Annotated in this window: 14 protein-coding genes; 8 read left to right on the top strand and 6 right to left on the bottom strand. The window is 60.7% G+C overall.

Features of this window, described 5'->3' with window-relative positions; all coding sequences use genetic code 11:
• The first annotated feature begins 86 nt into the window (after positions 1 to 86).
• The 4 genes from ACXR0M_RS11320 (at position 87) to ACXR0M_RS11305 (ending at position 4,249) form a co-directional block, all read left to right on the top strand.
• Complete coding sequence (locus ACXR0M_RS11320; protein ID WP_458831976.1) at positions 87 to 407, top strand: hypothetical protein; 321 nt, start codon at positions 87 to 89, stop codon at positions 405 to 407.
• 142 nt (positions 408 to 549) lie between these two features.
• Positions 550 to 2,244 carry an acid phosphatase gene (acpA, locus tag ACXR0M_RS11315; RefSeq protein ID WP_458831975.1) on the top strand — a complete coding sequence of 565 codons (1,695 nt, stop codon included), beginning with the start codon at positions 550 to 552 and terminating at the stop codon, positions 2,242 to 2,244.
• Between the two features lie 119 nt (positions 2,245 to 2,363).
• Positions 2,364 to 3,560, top strand: a complete 1,197-nt coding sequence (locus ACXR0M_RS11310) for a hypothetical protein (RefSeq protein ID WP_458831974.1) — start codon at positions 2,364 to 2,366, stop codon at positions 3,558 to 3,560.
• A 173-nt stretch (positions 3,561 to 3,733) separates the two neighbouring features.
• Positions 3,734 to 4,249, top strand: a complete 516-nt coding sequence (locus tag ACXR0M_RS11305; protein WP_458831973.1) for an SET domain-containing protein — start codon at positions 3,734 to 3,736, stop codon at positions 4,247 to 4,249.
• 6 nt (positions 4,250 to 4,255) lie between these two features.
• Here ACXR0M_RS11305 and can read toward each other — a convergent pair whose 3' ends face one another.
• A complete protein-coding gene (can, locus tag ACXR0M_RS11300) occupies positions 4,256 to 4,900 on the bottom strand; it encodes a carbonate dehydratase (RefSeq protein ID WP_458831972.1) in 645 nt (214 codons plus the stop codon).
• A gap of 140 nt (positions 4,901 to 5,040) precedes the next feature.
• Between can and ACXR0M_RS11295 the strand changes: the two genes are divergently transcribed.
• Positions 5,041 to 5,445 (top strand): serine kinase/phosphatase, encoded by a 405-nt coding sequence (locus tag ACXR0M_RS11295; protein WP_458831971.1) that lies wholly within the window; start codon positions 5,041 to 5,043, stop codon positions 5,443 to 5,445.
• A gap of 114 nt (positions 5,446 to 5,559) precedes the next feature.
• Here ACXR0M_RS11295 and rimI read toward each other — a convergent pair whose 3' ends face one another.
• Together rimI and ACXR0M_RS11285 are read right to left on the bottom strand one after the other, a co-directional pair.
• Complete coding sequence (rimI, locus tag ACXR0M_RS11290) at positions 5,560 to 6,012, bottom strand: ribosomal protein S18-alanine N-acetyltransferase (RefSeq protein WP_041074813.1); 453 nt, start codon at positions 6,010 to 6,012, stop codon at positions 5,560 to 5,562.
• Positions 6,005 to 6,751, bottom strand: a complete 747-nt coding sequence (locus ACXR0M_RS11285; RefSeq protein ID WP_458832203.1) for an energy transducer TonB — start codon at positions 6,749 to 6,751, stop codon at positions 6,005 to 6,007. The genes rimI and ACXR0M_RS11285 overlap by 8 nt, the downstream gene beginning before the upstream one ends.
• Before the next feature lie 219 nt (positions 6,752 to 6,970).
• Here ACXR0M_RS11285 and mksB point away from each other — a divergent pair, with 219 nt between their 5' ends.
• Genes mksB through mksF form a run of 3 tightly spaced genes read left to right on the top strand, consistent with a single transcriptional unit; the run spans position 6,971 to position 11,782 of the window.
• The gene (mksB, locus tag ACXR0M_RS11280) at positions 6,971 to 8,254 is read left to right on the top strand and encodes an Mks condensin complex protein MksB (RefSeq protein ID WP_458831970.1); all 1,284 of its coding nucleotides are present in this window, start codon (positions 6,971 to 6,973) and stop codon (positions 8,252 to 8,254) included.
• A complete protein-coding gene (gene mksE, locus ACXR0M_RS11275; protein WP_127652545.1) occupies positions 8,244 to 8,945 on the top strand; it encodes an Mks condensin complex protein MksE in 702 nt (233 codons plus the stop codon). The genes mksB and mksE overlap by 11 nt, the downstream gene beginning before the upstream one ends.
• The gene (gene mksF / locus ACXR0M_RS11270) at positions 8,942 to 11,782 is read left to right on the top strand and encodes an Mks condensin complex protein MksF (protein ID WP_458831969.1); all 2,841 of its coding nucleotides are present in this window, start codon (positions 8,942 to 8,944) and stop codon (positions 11,780 to 11,782) included. The genes mksE and mksF overlap by 4 nt, the downstream gene beginning before the upstream one ends.
• Before the next feature lie 214 nt (positions 11,783 to 11,996).
• On the opposite strand, the gene ACXR0M_RS11265 is transcribed toward mksF, so the two are convergent.
• From ACXR0M_RS11265 to ACXR0M_RS11255, 3 genes are read right to left on the bottom strand one after another with little or no spacing between them, the layout of a single operon-like run.
• Positions 11,997 to 14,300, bottom strand: coding sequence for a PqiB family protein (locus tag ACXR0M_RS11265; protein ID WP_458831968.1), 2,304 nt, complete (start codon positions 14,298 to 14,300; stop codon positions 11,997 to 11,999).
• Positions 14,293 to 14,916: a paraquat-inducible protein A gene (locus ACXR0M_RS11260; protein ID WP_458831967.1), complete on the bottom strand. Its 624-nt coding sequence runs from the start codon at positions 14,914 to 14,916 to the stop codon at positions 14,293 to 14,295. Before ACXR0M_RS11260 ends, ACXR0M_RS11265 begins: the two co-directional genes overlap by 8 nt.
• Positions 14,903 to 15,562, bottom strand: a complete 660-nt coding sequence (locus ACXR0M_RS11255) for a paraquat-inducible protein A (protein WP_458831966.1) — start codon at positions 15,560 to 15,562, stop codon at positions 14,903 to 14,905. Before ACXR0M_RS11255 ends, ACXR0M_RS11260 begins: the two co-directional genes overlap by 14 nt.
• Positions 15,563 to 15,654: the final 92 nt, after the last annotated feature.

Below are 15,654 nucleotides of genomic sequence, written 5' to 3'. Positions count from 1 at the left end.
CGCTCCCCGTGGGACTGGGCTGACTTATCCTCTGCGTGTCTTCGTTTAGCTTGTCCGGGACCAAAAACCTGTCCAAGGAAGAACCCATGACACCGATATCCAAAACGCTGGAAGAGCTGATCCGTGAGATTTATCAGGACGGCAGCGTCTCCGTAGTCGAGTACAACAAACTGCGCGACGATGCCGACCGCCGCATGGACGCGGTCATTCAAGAGTTTGGCCAACACAACAACCTGACCGCTTTCCAGAAAGCCATGGATGTTGCAATGCAATTGCTGCAGACCGCAGTCATTGATGCCAAAAAAGCCAGGTTGACTGACACTGGCGAAGCCATTGTCAAAGATGCCGTCACTGCACAACTCGAATACCTGCGTGCCGGCAGCGAGCTGGCACTACATCTTTTGTAATCGAGTAAAAAACCTGTGGGAGCCGAGCTGATCGCTCCCGCATTTGTTTTTCGCTTACTTTAAATCGTCACCCGACTGTCACATTCACTTGCTAGCGTCCGCCCGAAACATACTGAAACAATTAGGCTGGGCGGGCTGACAAATGAAAGATGAGACAGATGGCACTGACGCACCTGAATCCAACCAACCCACCGACACCAGTCGCCGGCGCTTTCTCGGTGGCGTCGCGGTGCTCGGGGTGGGCGCCACGCTGGCCGGGTGTGGCAGCGCCGGTGATCAGCCGGGCAAACCGGCCGAACGCCCGCTGACCCCGGCCGAGCTGGACAAGGCCCTGCACGACCAAGTGCAAACCGTGGTGGTGATCTACGCCGAGAACCGTAGTTTCAACAACTTGTTCGGTGACTTCCCTGGTGTCGAGAAGCCGCTGTCCGCGCTCAAGCTGGCGGATTATCAGCAACGGGATCGCGATGGCAGCCTGCTGCAAACCTTGCCGCCGGTCTGGGGTGGCGTGTTGCAGGTCGGCCCGCAAACTCTGGATGGCGTGACGTATCCCAACGGCACGCAGTTTCAGGAAAACCTGCCCAACGCACCGTTCGCCCTCAAGGGCCCGAATGGCGAAGACCTGCCGTTCGGTCTGGTCACCCGCGATCTGTGGCACGTGTTCTATCAAAACCAGATGCAGATCAACGGCGGCAAAAACGATGGCTTCGTCGCCTGGGCCGACTCCGGTGGCCTGACCATGGGCCATTACGCGCAGAGTCGTTATTCCCTGCGCCTGTGGGATGTGGCGCAGGAGTTCGTGCTGTGCGACAACTTTTTCCAGGGAGCTTTCGGCGGGTCGTTCCTCAACCACCAATACCTGATCAGCGCCACCGCGCCGTTCTATCCGGACGCGGCCAATTCGGTGGCCAAGTCACAGATCGCCACATTGCAAAGTGCCGACCCGGCCGACCCGCGCCTCAAACCGCTGGAGCAATCGCCGGCCAGCGCCATGAGCGGGCCGCCGCAGTTCGGCCCGAGCGCGCTGACTCCGGACGGTTTCGGCGTCAACACCCTTGCGCCGCCCTACTGGCCGACGTGGATTCGCGACCCGCAGCGCCCGGAATACGCCAAGCCTGATCTGCCCAACGTGCTGGTCCCGCAGACTCACGAACACATCGGCGACAAGCTGTCGAAGAAGAACGTCGACTGGGCCTGGTACGCCGGCGCCTGGCAGGCCACGCTGGAACAGTTCAAGGACTCCGGTGGCATTCCGAAAATCCCCAACTTCCAGTATCACCACCAGCCGTTCAACTACTTCAAGCAACAGGGCCCGGAAAACCCGCAAGAGCGCAGCAAACGCCTGCGTGATGCCGGTCTGGGGGATGAGTCGAGCACCAACAAATTCTTCGCCGACGCCGAGGCCGGCAAGCTGCCGGCGGTGACGTTCTACAAGCCGCAGGGCAACCTGAACATGCACGCCGGTTACGCTGACGTCGCCTCCGGGGACCGGCACATTGTCCGCGCCTTGAAGGTGCTGCGCGAGAGCCCGCAGTGGAAAAACATGGTGGTGATCGTCACCGTCGATGAAAACGGCGGCTGGTGGGACCACGTGGCGCCGCCCAAGGGTGATCGCTGGGGGCCGGGGTCGCGGGTGCCGGCGCTGGTGGTGTCGCCGTTCGCGCGCAAAGGCACGGTGGATCATACGGTGTACGACACGGCGTCGATCCTGCGTCTGATCACCCGGGTGTTCCAGCTCGAAACCCTGGACGGCCTCAAGCAGCGGGACGAGGCGATGATTGCCCGTGGCCAGAAACCCATGGGCGACTTGACCAACGCCCTGCATTTTCCGGTCTGAAATCAGGTTCTGCGAGCTGACGCAAAAATCCGTGAATCACCGCTTCTCTGTGCAACACGGCTGATCCACTATGAAGCGCCCCGACCTCCCGGGGAACCCACGCTGAAAAGGATCTGAGCATGTTCAAACTCGCAGGACTTGTACCAAAGACACTGGCCCCCGCAGCCATGGCGCTGGCCGCGCTGACCTTGAGCGCGGTCGCCCACGCCGATGTCGACCTGAAACTCGGCAGCAGCGAACGCGTCACCCGCCTCTTCGCCTACCCCAATAATTGCAACGTGATCTGCTATCGCAACTGGTCGCTGGAGCAGACCGTCGCTCACTACCTGAGCCAGAGCGTGCAACGCGATGGCTACGCCAATGCCAAGGTATTGGTGAAAAACGATAACGGGCAGATTTACGTGGAAATCAGCGGCGTACCGAAAGGCTACGACAAGCCGCTGTCGGCATTGCTCGACGCTGGCGATCTGGCCTACAACGGCGCCAGCAAGCTCAACGCCGATGGCAAATGGGCCTACAGCTGGTACCTGTTCCTGCCGCTGGGCATGGCCCTGGAAAACCGCAAGAGCGTCGAGCTGCTGCACTTCCCGCCGGACTATTCGTTGACCCAGGCTCAGGATTACCTGCGCTCGAACACTACCGATCGCTGGGCCACGCTGCTGAGCGCCAACGGCATTCCGGCCGACCAGACACCGGCCTATCAGACCATCATCGACATCGCGCCAATCGCCGCGCCGTCCAACGCCGGCAGCGACCTGGAAGGTGTCTACGATTACTTCAAGGATTATCAGACCACGCTGGTCAAGCAGTTCAGCCAGACCAGCGCCGGCACCACCCTGCCAATGGTCGCGTTCGGTGCGCCGGTGCGTAACTGGATCAAGCAGCAATACGGGCCAACCGTGGCGGTTTTGGGCCTGGCGACCATCAGCCCGAGCGCCGGGGTGAATGTGCCGGTACTGGGTTCGAACCACCCGAGCTACATCTGGTACGCCGCCGACCCGGCCAGTTACAACGGCGATGAAGCCAAGGCAGACGCCGCCGGCCTGAAGGTCATGGGCCAGGACTTGAGCGCAGCGTGCTGGCAGGCCGGTATGGGCCGCAAACCGGGTACTGATGCGAAAACCCTGCTCAACAGTTGCACGCAGACCTGGCAAGTGACACAGAAGGTCAAGACCTGCGAGCTGTTCTACACCTCCATCCGCAACCTGACCCCGGCGCAGGCGGCTGCCAAGTGCTCGACCACACCGGTCAAGGCGCAGCTGCAACAGCTTAAAGGGGAATTGCCGGCGACTGCGGTGCCAGCGCCACACCTCTGATTCGCTGACAAGACTTCCCGTGTCAGCCAATGCTGACGCGGGAAGCAGCCGATCACGCCTGTCAAATCTGACAGTAGACGGTGAGCGCCATTCAGGAAATGATTGGATCCAAACCGCGACTGACAGGACGTCAGCGCCACACGAGTCACCCCACTTTGCTAACAGGGACCGTTATGAACAACCACGCCTTTCCGCACGCCATCCCCCCCGATACGCCAGGCATCTACCCGTTCGCCGGGCTGCCGGTGCGCCTCGGCTTCCCCTCCACCGTTGATTTCAAGGTAATTCAGGATGAGCACGGCCACGCTAGCGTGGTGGCTCGTCGGGATTTTCTGCGCACTACCCGGATGTGCCGCGTTTCCGGGCAATTGCTGCCCTATCGTTGTCGGCAGACTCGCCAGTTGCTCAGCGGCATCCATATTTATGACCCGCGTTTCTGCGGTCTGCTTGAGCATGCCTGCGACCCGAATGTATTCCTCGACATGAGCGAACTGTGGCTGTGGGCGCTGCGCGATATTCACCCGGGCGACCGCTTGACCATCGACTTCGCCGCCACCGAGGACCGCCTGGTGCGGCAGTTCGCCTGCACCTGCGGCGGGCCGCGCTGCCGTGGGTGGATCACCGGTTACGACGAACCAACCAGCATCGAAGGCCAGCGCTTCCTGCAGCGCTGGTGGCGGGCGCACTGATCGGGCTTACAGCGCGCCGATCGGACGCAGGCGGTACTGCGGCGGCAATTGCTCGAAACCACTGATGGTGGTGTTCAGGCTCTTCCAGCGACCGTCCTTGATGCCGTAAATGCAACCGTGAATCGACAGGCTCTGCCCGCGATGCCAGGCGTTCTGCACGATACTGGTGTGAGCAACATTGGCCACTTGCTGGACCACGTTGAGTTCGCAGAGACGGTCAACCTGTTCTTCTTCGGTCGGCAGCCGGGCCAGCTCTTCGCGTTTTTCGTAGTACAGGTCACGGATCGAGCGCAGCCAGCCATCGATCAGACCGAACTGACGATCCTGCATCGACGCCCGCACCCCGCCGCAACCGTAATGCCCGGTAACGAGGATGTGTTTGACCTTGAGCACGTCGACCGCGTACTGGATCACCGACAGGCAATTGAGGTCGGTGTGCAGCACCACGTTGGCGACATTGCGGTGCACGAACAGATCGCCCGGCAACATGCCGACGATCTCGTTGGCCGGCACCCGTGCGTCGGAGCAGCCGATCCACAGATATTCCGGGGTCTGCTGGCGCGCCAGTTTGGCGAAGAACTCCGGATCTTCCTTGGTGATCGCGTCAGCCCAACGCTCGTTGTTATCAAGCAGGTCTTGTAAGTCATGCATGGTGTAAGGCCTCAAGAAAGATGCGCAGGTAGGACAGACGCCCCTGCGTCCGGGTCACGCCAGACCTCCAAGTGTTTTTCTTGGAATTCTTCAGCGCGCGGTGAGTCCACTCAGTAAGGCCCACAGTATGAGGAATAGCCATGACTGATTCACGACGTCCGTACGATGCGGTGCAACCTGAACCGATCGACGATAACGAGGACCGCATGGGCTCGGTGCATGAGCTGGATTTCGATGAAGATGAACCCAGCGCGAAAATCGGCGACGAGATTCCGCCGCGCGAACGCGAGCAACTGATGCCCAAAGAACGCGTGCGCGAGGCCGGCCTGACCGGCGCATCGACCGCTGATCATCAACCGACCGATGATGATTTGAGCCCGGAAACCCTGATTCGCGAAGACGGCGCGCGGGATGGCGAAGAAGCCGGCACAGGCAATCAGGCGGATTGGGATTTGAGCATTGTCGACGAAGATGACATCGGCGGCGGCAATGGTCTGGATGAAGCGGAGCTGGCGCAACGTGATCCGGTGGATGGCAATCGCTGACCGACCCGCTCCCCTGTAGAAGCTGCCGCAGGCTGCGATCTTTTGATCCTGTTTTATAAAATCAAAAGCAAGATCAAAAGATCGCAGCCTGCGGCAGCTCCTGCAGAGGTTTCCTCAGTCGACCAGGGTGCAGGCCATGACCACCGCGTCTTCGCGCCCGCCCACCGCCGGATAATAATCGCGACGCCGGCCAATCTCATTGAAGCCATAGCGTTCGTACAGCTTGAACGCAGCGGTATTGCTGTCCCTCACTTCCAGAAAACATTCCCGAGCGTCAGCCTTGTAGGCAATCGACATCAGATGCTCCAGCAACGTCAGCCCCAGCCCGCGCCCCTGATTCTCCGGTTTGACCGTGATGTTCAGCAGGTGCGCCTCATCCAGAATGATCTGCACCACGCCGTGCCCGACCTGTTGCTGGCCTTCGAACATCAGCCAGATCTGGTACTTGCCCAGCCCGTCGAGAAAAATCCCGCGAGTCCAGGGATGGCTGTACGCCGCGTATTCAATCTTCAATACCGCGTCCAGATCCGCCTCGGTCATCGGGCGGAACGATACCGCTTCACTCATTCGATAATTTCCAGCGCGCCATCAGCCGACGCATGGCTTGCCACACGGCGGCCTTGCGCTGTGGCTCTTCCATTAACAATTCCAGACCCGGAATGGCCCAGGCCAGGCCCAGGCCTTCGATCTGCCATTCAGTGTTGAACGCTTCGGCGCCCGCTTCACCGGCAAAGCGTACCGCCGGCAGGCCGATCAGCCATAGGCAGGTACACGGCGCCGCTTCCATTTGCACCGAGAGAAAGCCCTGAACGAAGTCGCGCGCGGCTTCCGGACCTTGATCCATGTTGCCGCGATTGAGCCACGGCCAGCGCACCGGCTCGCCGACGATCTGCGGCGCATCCGGCAAACCGGCGGCGCGCAGCATGTCCTTGAGCAGCAGATAGGCCGGATCGCGGCTCTGGAACGCCTCGCCTGTGGGTAACTCCACCAGCAGCAGGCAAGTCCCGGCGCGCAGCAATTGCAACGCGAAACGCGGTGGCGGCACGGGCGCGGGTTTGGCGACAACCGGCGCCTCCTCGACCGCTTCCGCCACTTTGGCGTCATGGCGGGTACTGGCGGGTGACGGGCGCGGCACTTCGATTTTCGGCCGTTCGACCGTACGGGCGGCAGGCTGCACCGCCGTTTCGGCCTGCACCACCGGCATGACCGGAACCTCGGGTTCGGGCTCGGGCATGTCCAGCAGCTCGGGCCGCGACGGGGCGGCGAAGGGCAATTCGGTGCGCGGCAGCCAGTTGACCACCTGCATGGCGTTCAAATAGGCGCGGCGGCGGGACTCGATAAGCAAAGGTCGGCCACTTGTGGATAACTGAAAGTGCGCTGATTCTACCGCCGTTCCCTCAAGATCGCCCGCAGTTGATCGATAGTTTTAGTCTCGATAAAACGACAGCCCGTCCCGAGAGTGAAGCGCATCCCTCACGATGCAGTACAATCGCGGCTTTTAATCGCCAACCAGCCGGCCATTCCGATGATCGAACCCAAGCGCGTCTTGCGCGCCCTCGCTGAACACTGGGCACTTCTGGAGCCACTGTGCGAGCACTTCGACCAAGGCACCTTGAGCCTCAACGAACTGCGCTCGCAACTGGCCGCCCAACAACTGGACAGCACGCCGCAGGACATCACCAGCCTGCTCGACGTGTGGATTCGCCTCGACATTCTGGTGCCCGTGGCGAAAAGCCCGAACCGCTTCGAGCTGAACGCGCAGATCCACGACTTCCTCGCTTACCTGCGCCGTGAGCACCGGCTGGGCCTGTGCCTGGAAATCGAAGCCTACCTGCGTCACCTCGAACGTCTGGCCGGTTACATTCAAGACGCCTTCGAAGTCCGCGACGGCAACGACCTGGCCCGGCAACTGCGCTTGCTCGACATGCGTGTGCGGGATGTACTGAAAAAGCTCGATAACGACGAGCAGGCCCTGATCGCCGTAGCCGAACGGGCCAAGACCAGCGACCGGCAGATCCCGCTGCGTCAGCGTTATGCCGAAGTGCTCGCCACCTGGGACGAATACGTCGAGCCGATGATCGATCTGGTCAACGCCGACGGCGCCTTCGAACAAGGCGTGCGCAAGGTCGAAACGGTGTTGCTGAAGCTGCTCAGCGAACAGCAGCGCCTCGGCCATCTGGTCGATGACGACATGCTCCTGCGCACCCACGCGCGCATCCTCGAAATGCAGACCAGCGCCCAGTTGACCCTGCGCCATGCCCGTGAACTGCTGCTGCCGCTGCGTGAAGAAGCGCGCCGGCACAACGCCGTGACCCGTGGTGCTGCGCTGGCGCTGGCGGCGATTCGCCGTAAAGGCATCGATGCCGTGCCGCAAGCGGCGATGCCGCTGTTCACCCGGCCGCAAAGCACCTTCCTCGGCAGCGCCAGTCAGGTCGAAGCCTACGTCTATGCCCTGGCGCGTTTCGAGCCGAAACCGGCGCGCTTCCCCAAGGCGCACAAGACGCAAAAGTTCGGCGACGCACCACGGGCACCGCGCACCGTGCGCGAGATGGTCGAGCGTTGCGAAGAGTCCCTGCCAATGCCGGATCTGATGACCTGGCTGCTGGAGCAGGAACCGGACGGCGCTACTGACGAATTGCTTTACTGGTTCTCGCGTCTGTCGCGGGAAAAACGCTTCAAGCGCGAGCGTCTGGAACGCCGCGAATACCACACTCACGAGCATCAGGTCAGCCTGCGCTCCTTCGCCCTGCTCTCGGCCCGCGACCCTGCCGCCGCCGAGGATTCTGCGAGCATCCCCCATGCATCTTGATCTATCCGAACTGTCCCAACTGGCGCCGATCTTCCGTGAGCTGTTCAAGGGCTATCACGTCAGCCGCCGCGACCCGGAACTGTACGCGCAACTGTCGAACTTCCAGGATCAATACCGCACGCTGTTCAAGGCGCTGGGCTTCGAACTGGTCTGCGATACCCGTGGTTTCTACTACTTCGTACCGGACATGGCCGCTGCCGCGGTGAACAAGACCGCCCAGCGTCTGGCGCTGTTCACCTTCATCCTCGTCGAGCATCTGGCCGATCAGGGCCGTGACCCGATTGCCGTGCTCGACGGCGGCAGCCTCGGCCGCGAAGAACTGCCTTCGCTGCTGGACAAATACCGCGACCTGTTCATTCAGGCCGAAGTGCAGACCGTCGAAGAGCTGGAAGAAAAAATCATGCGCCGCATGACCCAACTCGGCTTTGCCGGCGAAGAAAACGGCGTGTACCGCTTCCTGCCGCCGATGCATCGCTTCCTCGACGTGTGCTTGTCGGTGCAGCAGGACCGCGATCTGGCGGCCAGCGTACACAGCGTCCTGCCGCTGCCGGCGCCAGTGCTGATCGACGAAGAGGCCGAAGCGAAATTCCTCGAAACCGACGATCCTTTGGATCTCAGCGAGTTTGCAGAAGAAAGCGAAGAAGACGCACTGGCCCGCGCCATTGCCGAAGAACAGGAGTCCGACGCATGAGTCAGGAACGCTATGGCATCCGCCGCTTTGCCCTTTTGAACACCGCCGGTTACAGCCTCGGTCTGTTCCCGCTGGAAGAACCGCTGTCGGTCTACGGCGCGAACAACCTCGGTAAATCGGCGTCGATCAACGCGCTGCAGTTCCCGATTCTGGCACGCATGTCGGACATGAGTTTCGGCAAGTACAGCCTCGAACAATCGCGGCGTTTCTACTTCGCTTCCGACACCAGCTACATCCTCGTCGAAGTCAATCTGCCGCACGGCCCGCACGTGATCGGCGTGGTCGGCCGTGGCCCGGGCGGTGGTTTCGGTCACCAGTTCTTCGCTTACGCCGGCAAGCTCGACCTGGCGCATTACCAGAAGAACGACACCTGCCTGCGGCAGAAAGAGCTGTTCAGCAACCTTGAGAAGGAAGGCCTGAAAGCCTACGAACTCAAGCCGGATGAACTGCGCCGCTTGCTGGTTGGCGGTCACACCTCGATCCCGCTGGACCTGACGCTGATCCCGCTGCGCTCCACCAGCGAGCAGAGCCTGAAAACCTTCCGCGCGTTGTTCATCAACCTGCTGCACATGCGCGAAATCACCGCGGCCAAGTTGAAGCAACTGTTCCTCGACGCGTTCGAGCACAGCCTGCGTTCCGGCAGCGTCGATTACATCGCCGCGTGCGAAGAAGCCTTCCGCGACGTACGCCGCATGGAGCAGGACTACAACTCGCTGGTCGCCGCCGGCCCACTGGTCGAAGCCTTGGCCAACGGCGTGAAACAGCGCGACGTGCTGCGCGGCAAACTGCATCGCCTGTCGCCGCTGCTCGACTCGCTGCTCGGCACCTGGTCGGACTACGCCACTGCGCGCAAGGAAGAGCTGACGATTCAGGCCGAACACTACCGTCGCGAGCAGGACGACCTGCAAAACGACCAGCGTGGCGGCACTCAGGAGCTGATGCGTCTGGAGCGGGAAATCTCCGGGATCCAGCGCTGGCTCGGCGAGTTGTCGGTGCTGAAAAACCGCTTCGCACTGGTCGATGACGTGAAAGTGCTGGAGCAACAATTGCTCGCCGCCAAGGACGCTCACGACGAACTGGCCGGTGCCTTGGCGCAATCACGTCAGTTCAGCGCCGAGGATCTGGAAGAGCGTCTGCGCGATCTGGAAAAACGCCTGAAGTCGGTGAAGCAGCAACTCGATCACGCCGATAACAACAGCTATGCCCGCCTGCGCGAAGAGTTCTCGCAACAGGACGTCGAGCGCCTGATGCGCCTGTTCAACAGCGCGCTGTTCAGCCTGCCGCTGGGCGAACACGGCATCACCCTCGACGAAGACGGCGAGTGGGTGAAGTCGGTTGAGCTGATCCTCGATGGCTTCAAGGGCGAACGTTTCGAAGTGCCGGGGCTGTCGATCGACATCTCGCACATCGAGCCGCCGGCCCTGCAAGCGCTGGCTGACCGCGCCGCGCTGCGCGACCAGAAAGAGCGTCTGGAAAAAGAACTCAAGCAACTGAAAACCCAGCAAGCCGTGGCCGCCGACCGCGCCGCGAGCAAGACCCAGACCGAAGCGCTGTATCAGCAGGTACTCGACGCGCAGAAGGCCCTGGAAGATTTCCGTCGCACCCAGACCCTGAGCGCCGAAGAAGGCGACAAGCTCGAGCAACTGGCGCAGATGGAAGCGGCGCAGGACGAACTCAAGCGTTCCAGCGATGCCTTCACCGAGCGCGTCCAGCAGCTGTCGGCGAAGCTGCAACTGGTCGGCCGGCAGATCGCCGACATGGAAGCCAAGCAGCGCACCCTCGACGACGCCCTGCGCCGTCGGCAGTTGCTACCGGCGGACCTGCCATTCGGCACGCCGTTCATGGATCCGGTCGACGACTCGATGGACAACCTGCTGCCGCTGCTCAATGACTACCAGGACAGCTGGCAGGGCCTGCTGCGCGCCGACGGTCAGATCGAAGCACTGTACGCGCAGGTGCGCCTGAAAGGCGTGGCCAAGTTCGACAGCGAAGACGACATGGAGCGCCGTCTGTCGTTGCTGATCAACGCTTACGCGCACCGTACCGACGAGGCGCTGACGCTGGGCAAGGCGCGTCGTGCGGCAGTGACCGATATCGCCCGGACCCTGCGCAACATCCGCAGCGACTACGACAGCCTCGAGCATCAACTGGCGCTGTTCAACCGCGAGATCAACAAGCGTCAGGTGTCCAACCTGCAGAGCTTCCGCATCGTCCTCGCGCCGAACAAGGAAGCGCTCAAGCACATCGACCAGATCATCCACAGCGCCGGTCAGTATGAAGAAGGCGAAACCCTGTCGGTGTTCGATCTGAGCCAGAGCGCCGAGCAAGACAACAAGAACGAAGAGGCAAAGGAATATCTGGCGCGGCTGGTGGCGGCGAACCACAACCAGCTCGGCCTCAAGGATTTGTTCGAACTGGCGTTCGAGATCACCAAGGTCAACGGTCAGCCGGTGATCCACACTGACATCGACGGAGCAGCGTCCAACGGCACCACCATGACCATCAAGGCGCTGACCAACATGTACTTGTTGCTGCACTTGATGGACCGTGACCTGGCCGGTCGCGTGCGTCTGCCGTACTACCTCGACGAAGCGGCGGACATCGACGAGAAGAACCAGGCCGCGCTGCTGGAAACCAGCCTGCAACTGGGCTTCGTGCCGATTCTGGCGAGTGTGAAGCCGCAGGTCTGCGCCAGTGTCGCCATCGACCTGGAAGGCGGCAGCGGCCCGGCGGGGATCTACATCGACGAGGCGGACTGGAAGTACATCCGTCGTCACGATGCGGTGAAAGCCACGGTCAATGTTGCAGCGGATGAACCGGAGCTGGATGCGGTTTGATCGGCTTTAGCTGAAGACAAAAAAGGGCCGCGATCTGATGGGATCGCGGCCCTTTTTTTGGCTGGAGTTTTTTGCTGGCTTTCAGGGCCTCATCGCTGGCAAGCCAGCTCCCACAGGGTTTTGAGTTGAACACAAATTCTGTATAGGACTCGTTCCCTGTGGGAGCGGGCTTGCCCGCGAAGGCGTCCTCCCAGACGCCACATCAGTTAACGGATTATTTACCGAGCGAAATCTTCGGCGCCCAGGTCAGCCACTCATCCTCGAACTTGTCGAACAACGGGAACGTTTGCTCCGCCCGCGCCGGGCTACCCATGCGCTCACCGTCTGGCGTGGCGAAGGCGATGCCGCCCTGGATCACCGTCTCCAGCGACTCGGTACGCACCGTCATGCCCTTGAACAATCCAATGTCGAACCCGACACCGCTGGTGTTCCAGAACCGACTGCCACTGCGCACCAGCGGCGCGTATTTCGGCTCGATCAGAATGTGCACCAGCACCCGGTCGGCGGTCTGGCCCAATTCATAACCGGTAACCTTGCCCACGGTGATTTCGCGGTAGGTCACCGGCACACCGGGTTTCAGCGAACCACGGCGGGCGGCGCTCAATACCAGACTCAAACCAGCCTCTTGCTTGACCACCTCTGGCGCTTTGGCCAGCGCGACGAAGTTCTTCTGCGGGCCAAGGTTTTTCGCCGCCGGCTGCACTTCCAGGTATTGCCCGGTGACCAGGGTTTCCAGATTCTCGGTCTTGATCAGTCCCAACTCGGGCTTCACCACCCAGAACTGGCTGCCGACCCGCGCAATTTTCTCCGGCACTTCAGTGATGCGCGCGGTGATCATTACCGATTGCAGGTCGTCAGTCAGATCGACGTCTTCAATCTTGCCGACATCCAGCCCTTTGAAACGAACCGGGGTGCCCGGGCGCAAGCCATCGGCGCGGTCGACCTTGATCGTCACCAGTGTGCCTTTCTGGTTGGCCTCGTCATGGTTGGCGAACAGACGGAAACGCGGAATACGCTTTTGCAACGGCGCCTTGGCTTGCGGCGTTTCGAAGGCGATACCGCCGGCCATCAGCGTCTGCAGTGATTCGCTTTTCACCTGAATGCCGCCGGTCAAACCACCGGTGAGGGTAATGCCGCTAACGTTCCAGAAGCGGGTCGAGGCGTTGACCAGGTTTTCGTATTCCTTCTCGATATGGACGCCGACGACAATTTGCTTCTTGGTCTTGGAGAACTGATAGCTCTGCACCGAGCCGACCTTGACCTGCTTGTACAGAATCGGGCTGCCGACTTCGATCGAGCCCAGCACGTCGGTGAACAACACCAGATGCAGGCCTGGGGCGCGCAGATCCAGTGGCGGGGCTTTTGGTCGGGCTTCGAACTCGCGTTTCGGTGCGGCCCCTTTGTCACCCGGGCGTACCGCAATGTAATTGCCCTTCACCAACGCTTCGAGTCCGGTGATACCGGCCAGGGAAATCGACGGTTTGACCACCCAGAACTGCGTACCCTCGACCAGATAGTCCTCAGCCAGAGGGTCAAGTGTAAGCTCGGCCGTGGCGCTGTTCAGGTCCGGATCGATTTTCAGCGCTTTCAGGTTACCGACCTGGATGCCCTTGTACATGACCGGTGTGCGGCCGGCCTGCAGACCTTCGAAGTCGCTGAGTTTGACCTTCACCCGAATGCCGGCAGCGGCCGCGTCGAAGTCTTCGTACAGGCGGAACGGCAGGCTTGGATCAGTCGGCGGACTGTCTTTGCGGTTCTCCGGCGTGGCGAAAGCGATACCGCCGGCAACAATACTGGCCAGGGATTCGCTGCGGACTTTTACGCCGGACAGATTGGCGTCGATGCTGATGCCGCTGGCATTCCAGAAACGCGTGTGTTTACGCACCAGTTTGGCGTAAGTCGGCTCGATGAACACTTTGAGCTCAACGGTGCTCTGGTCTTCGGAGAGCACGTAACTTTTGATTTGCCCAACTTTGATCTGCTTGTAGAACACCGGGCTGCCACGGTTCAGCGAACCGAGGCGATCGGCCTTGATGGTCAGGTGCAGACCGGGTTTGGAGTCCGACAGCGGCGGCTCTTCGGCCAGCGCCTTGAACTTGCGCGTCGGCTCGCCTTCGCCAGGGCTGATCGCCACGTAATTACCCGACACCAAGGTTTCCAGGCCGGTGATACCGGCCAGCGTCACGCTCGGCTTCACCAGCCAGAAACGGGTGCTGGTTTTGAGGTATTGCTCGACATCCTTATTCATCTCGATGCTGGCAATCACGCCTTTGGAGTTGCCTTCATCGTCGAGTTTGAGTGTCTTGACCTTACCGACCGACATGCCTTTGTACATGACCTCGGTCTTGTTGGCCTGGATGCCTTCTCCGCTTTCGAACCGCACCTGAATCTCGATCCCGGTTTCGTTATAGGCACGCCAGCCGAGCCAGCCACCGATGATCAGGGCGATCAGGGGCAGTACCCAAATGGCAGACCAGTTGGAGGCCGGTCGGGTTTTCGCTACAGGCAGATCAGTCATGGTCGTCGTCCGACTCCGTGTTATCCCAAATCAGTCGGGGATCGAAAGTTACTGCGGCAAGCATCGTCAGGATCACCACACTGGCGAAGGCGACGGCGCCAAGGTTGGCTTCGACACTGGCAAGCCGGCCGAAATTGACGACCGCCACGAGAATGGCAATCACAAAAATATCGAGCATCGACCAGCGACCGATGAACTCGATGAAGCGGTACATCCAGATGCGCTGCCGTGCAGACAATGGCTGGCGCCGTTGTACCGAAAACAGCAACAGTGCGATGCCCACCAGTTTGAAGGTCGGCACCAGAATACTGGCGATAAACACCACGGCGGCAATCGGGATCATGCCGTGCTGCACCAACTGGATCACGCCGGACATGATCGTGCTCGGGTCACCTTGGCCCAGAGAGCTGACGGTCATGATCGGCAATACGTTGGCCGGGATATAGATAATCGCGGCGGTGATCAGCAATGCCCAGGTTCGAGCCAGGCTGTTCGGCCGGCGGGCATGTACCAATGCACCGCAGCGGGTGCAGGTTTGCTCGTCGGTGTCCGCGTCCTGCCGGTTCAACTCGTGGCATTCGGTACAGATCAGAATGCCCGCATCAATCGCCCGCATGGGGGTCTTCTCCTGATAGCGCTTGCCAGATCTGATGCGGTGACATCACCACCTCCAACCAGACCTGAACCAACAACAAGCCGACGAAACAGGCCAGACCGAGACCAACGGTGATGGCCGCCATGTCCGCCAGTTTGACGATCGCCACCAATACGCCCATGAGGTAGACCTCGAGCATGCCCCAGTCTTTGAGGTGGTGATAAATGCGATACAGCAGCAAACCGTAACTACGCCCAATGTTGAAGCGGATCGTCAGCAATACGAATAACTGGCAGAGCAACTTAAGTAACGGAATCGCCATGCTGCAAAGAAATACTACGATGGACACACCGCGCATGTCGGTGTTGAACAGCCCGACCACGCCGCTCCAGACGGTGTCCTGCGACGACTGCCCGAGTACATTGAGCTGCATGATGGGTAAAAAGTTCGCCGGCACAAACAACAGCAATGCCGCGATCACCAGAGCAAGACTGCGCTGCACCACATTGTGGCGGTGGGCATACAGCTCATAACCGCAACGTGGACACAGAGCCTTCTCACCGTCAGCGAGCTTGGGCTTGCGCATCAGCAGGTCGCACTCGTGACAGGCCGCCAGGTCTTCCAGCGGTAAATCTGACAGCCCGGGGGCGTCAACCGACTCTGACATAAAGGCTCTGGCTCCAAAAATGGTGAGGGCTATTCTAGTGTTCTGATTCGAAAATAACTGTGCAAAATTGTTCGCTGCCTAAGTAAAAATAC

Source organism: Pseudomonas sp. Eth.TT006 (genome assembly GCF_054456575.1).
The sequence above is the reverse complement of the archived record's forward strand: the minus strand, read 5'-3'. Positions and strand labels throughout refer to the sequence as shown.

Coding starts and splice junctions, on each gene's coding strand:
- can (WP_458831972.1), bottom strand. CDS start 4,900: ATGCATGACTTACAAGACCTGCTTGATAACAACGAGCGTTGGGCTGAC.
- ACXR0M_RS11295 (WP_458831971.1), top strand. CDS start 5,041: ATGACTGATTCACGACGTCCGTACGATGCGGTGCAACCTGAACCGATC.
- mksE (WP_127652545.1), top strand. CDS start 8,244: ATGCATCTTGATCTATCCGAACTGTCCCAACTGGCGCCGATCTTCCGT.
- ACXR0M_RS11265 (WP_458831968.1), bottom strand. CDS start 14,300: ATGACTGATCTGCCTGTAGCGAAAACCCGACCGGCCTCCAACTGGTCT.
- ACXR0M_RS11320 (WP_458831976.1), top strand. CDS start 87: ATGACACCGATATCCAAAACGCTGGAAGAGCTGATCCGTGAGATTTAT.
- ACXR0M_RS11310 (WP_458831974.1), top strand. CDS start 2,364: ATGTTCAAACTCGCAGGACTTGTACCAAAGACACTGGCCCCCGCAGCC.
- ACXR0M_RS11255 (WP_458831966.1), bottom strand. CDS start 15,562: ATGTCAGAGTCGGTTGACGCCCCCGGGCTGTCAGATTTACCGCTGGAA.
- rimI (WP_041074813.1), bottom strand. CDS start 6,012: ATGAGTGAAGCGGTATCGTTCCGCCCGATGACCGAGGCGGATCTGGAC.
- ACXR0M_RS11285 (WP_458832203.1), bottom strand. CDS start 6,751: ATGCAGGTGGTCAACTGGCTGCCGCGCACCGAATTGCCCTTCGCCGCC.
- ACXR0M_RS11260 (WP_458831967.1), bottom strand. CDS start 14,916: ATGCGGGCGATTGATGCGGGCATTCTGATCTGTACCGAATGCCACGAG.
- acpA (WP_458831975.1), top strand. CDS start 550: ATGAAAGATGAGACAGATGGCACTGACGCACCTGAATCCAACCAACCC.
- ACXR0M_RS11305 (WP_458831973.1), top strand. CDS start 3,734: ATGAACAACCACGCCTTTCCGCACGCCATCCCCCCCGATACGCCAGGC.
- mksB (WP_458831970.1), top strand. CDS start 6,971: ATGATCGAACCCAAGCGCGTCTTGCGCGCCCTCGCTGAACACTGGGCA.
- mksF (WP_458831969.1), top strand. CDS start 8,942: ATGAGTCAGGAACGCTATGGCATCCGCCGCTTTGCCCTTTTGAACACC.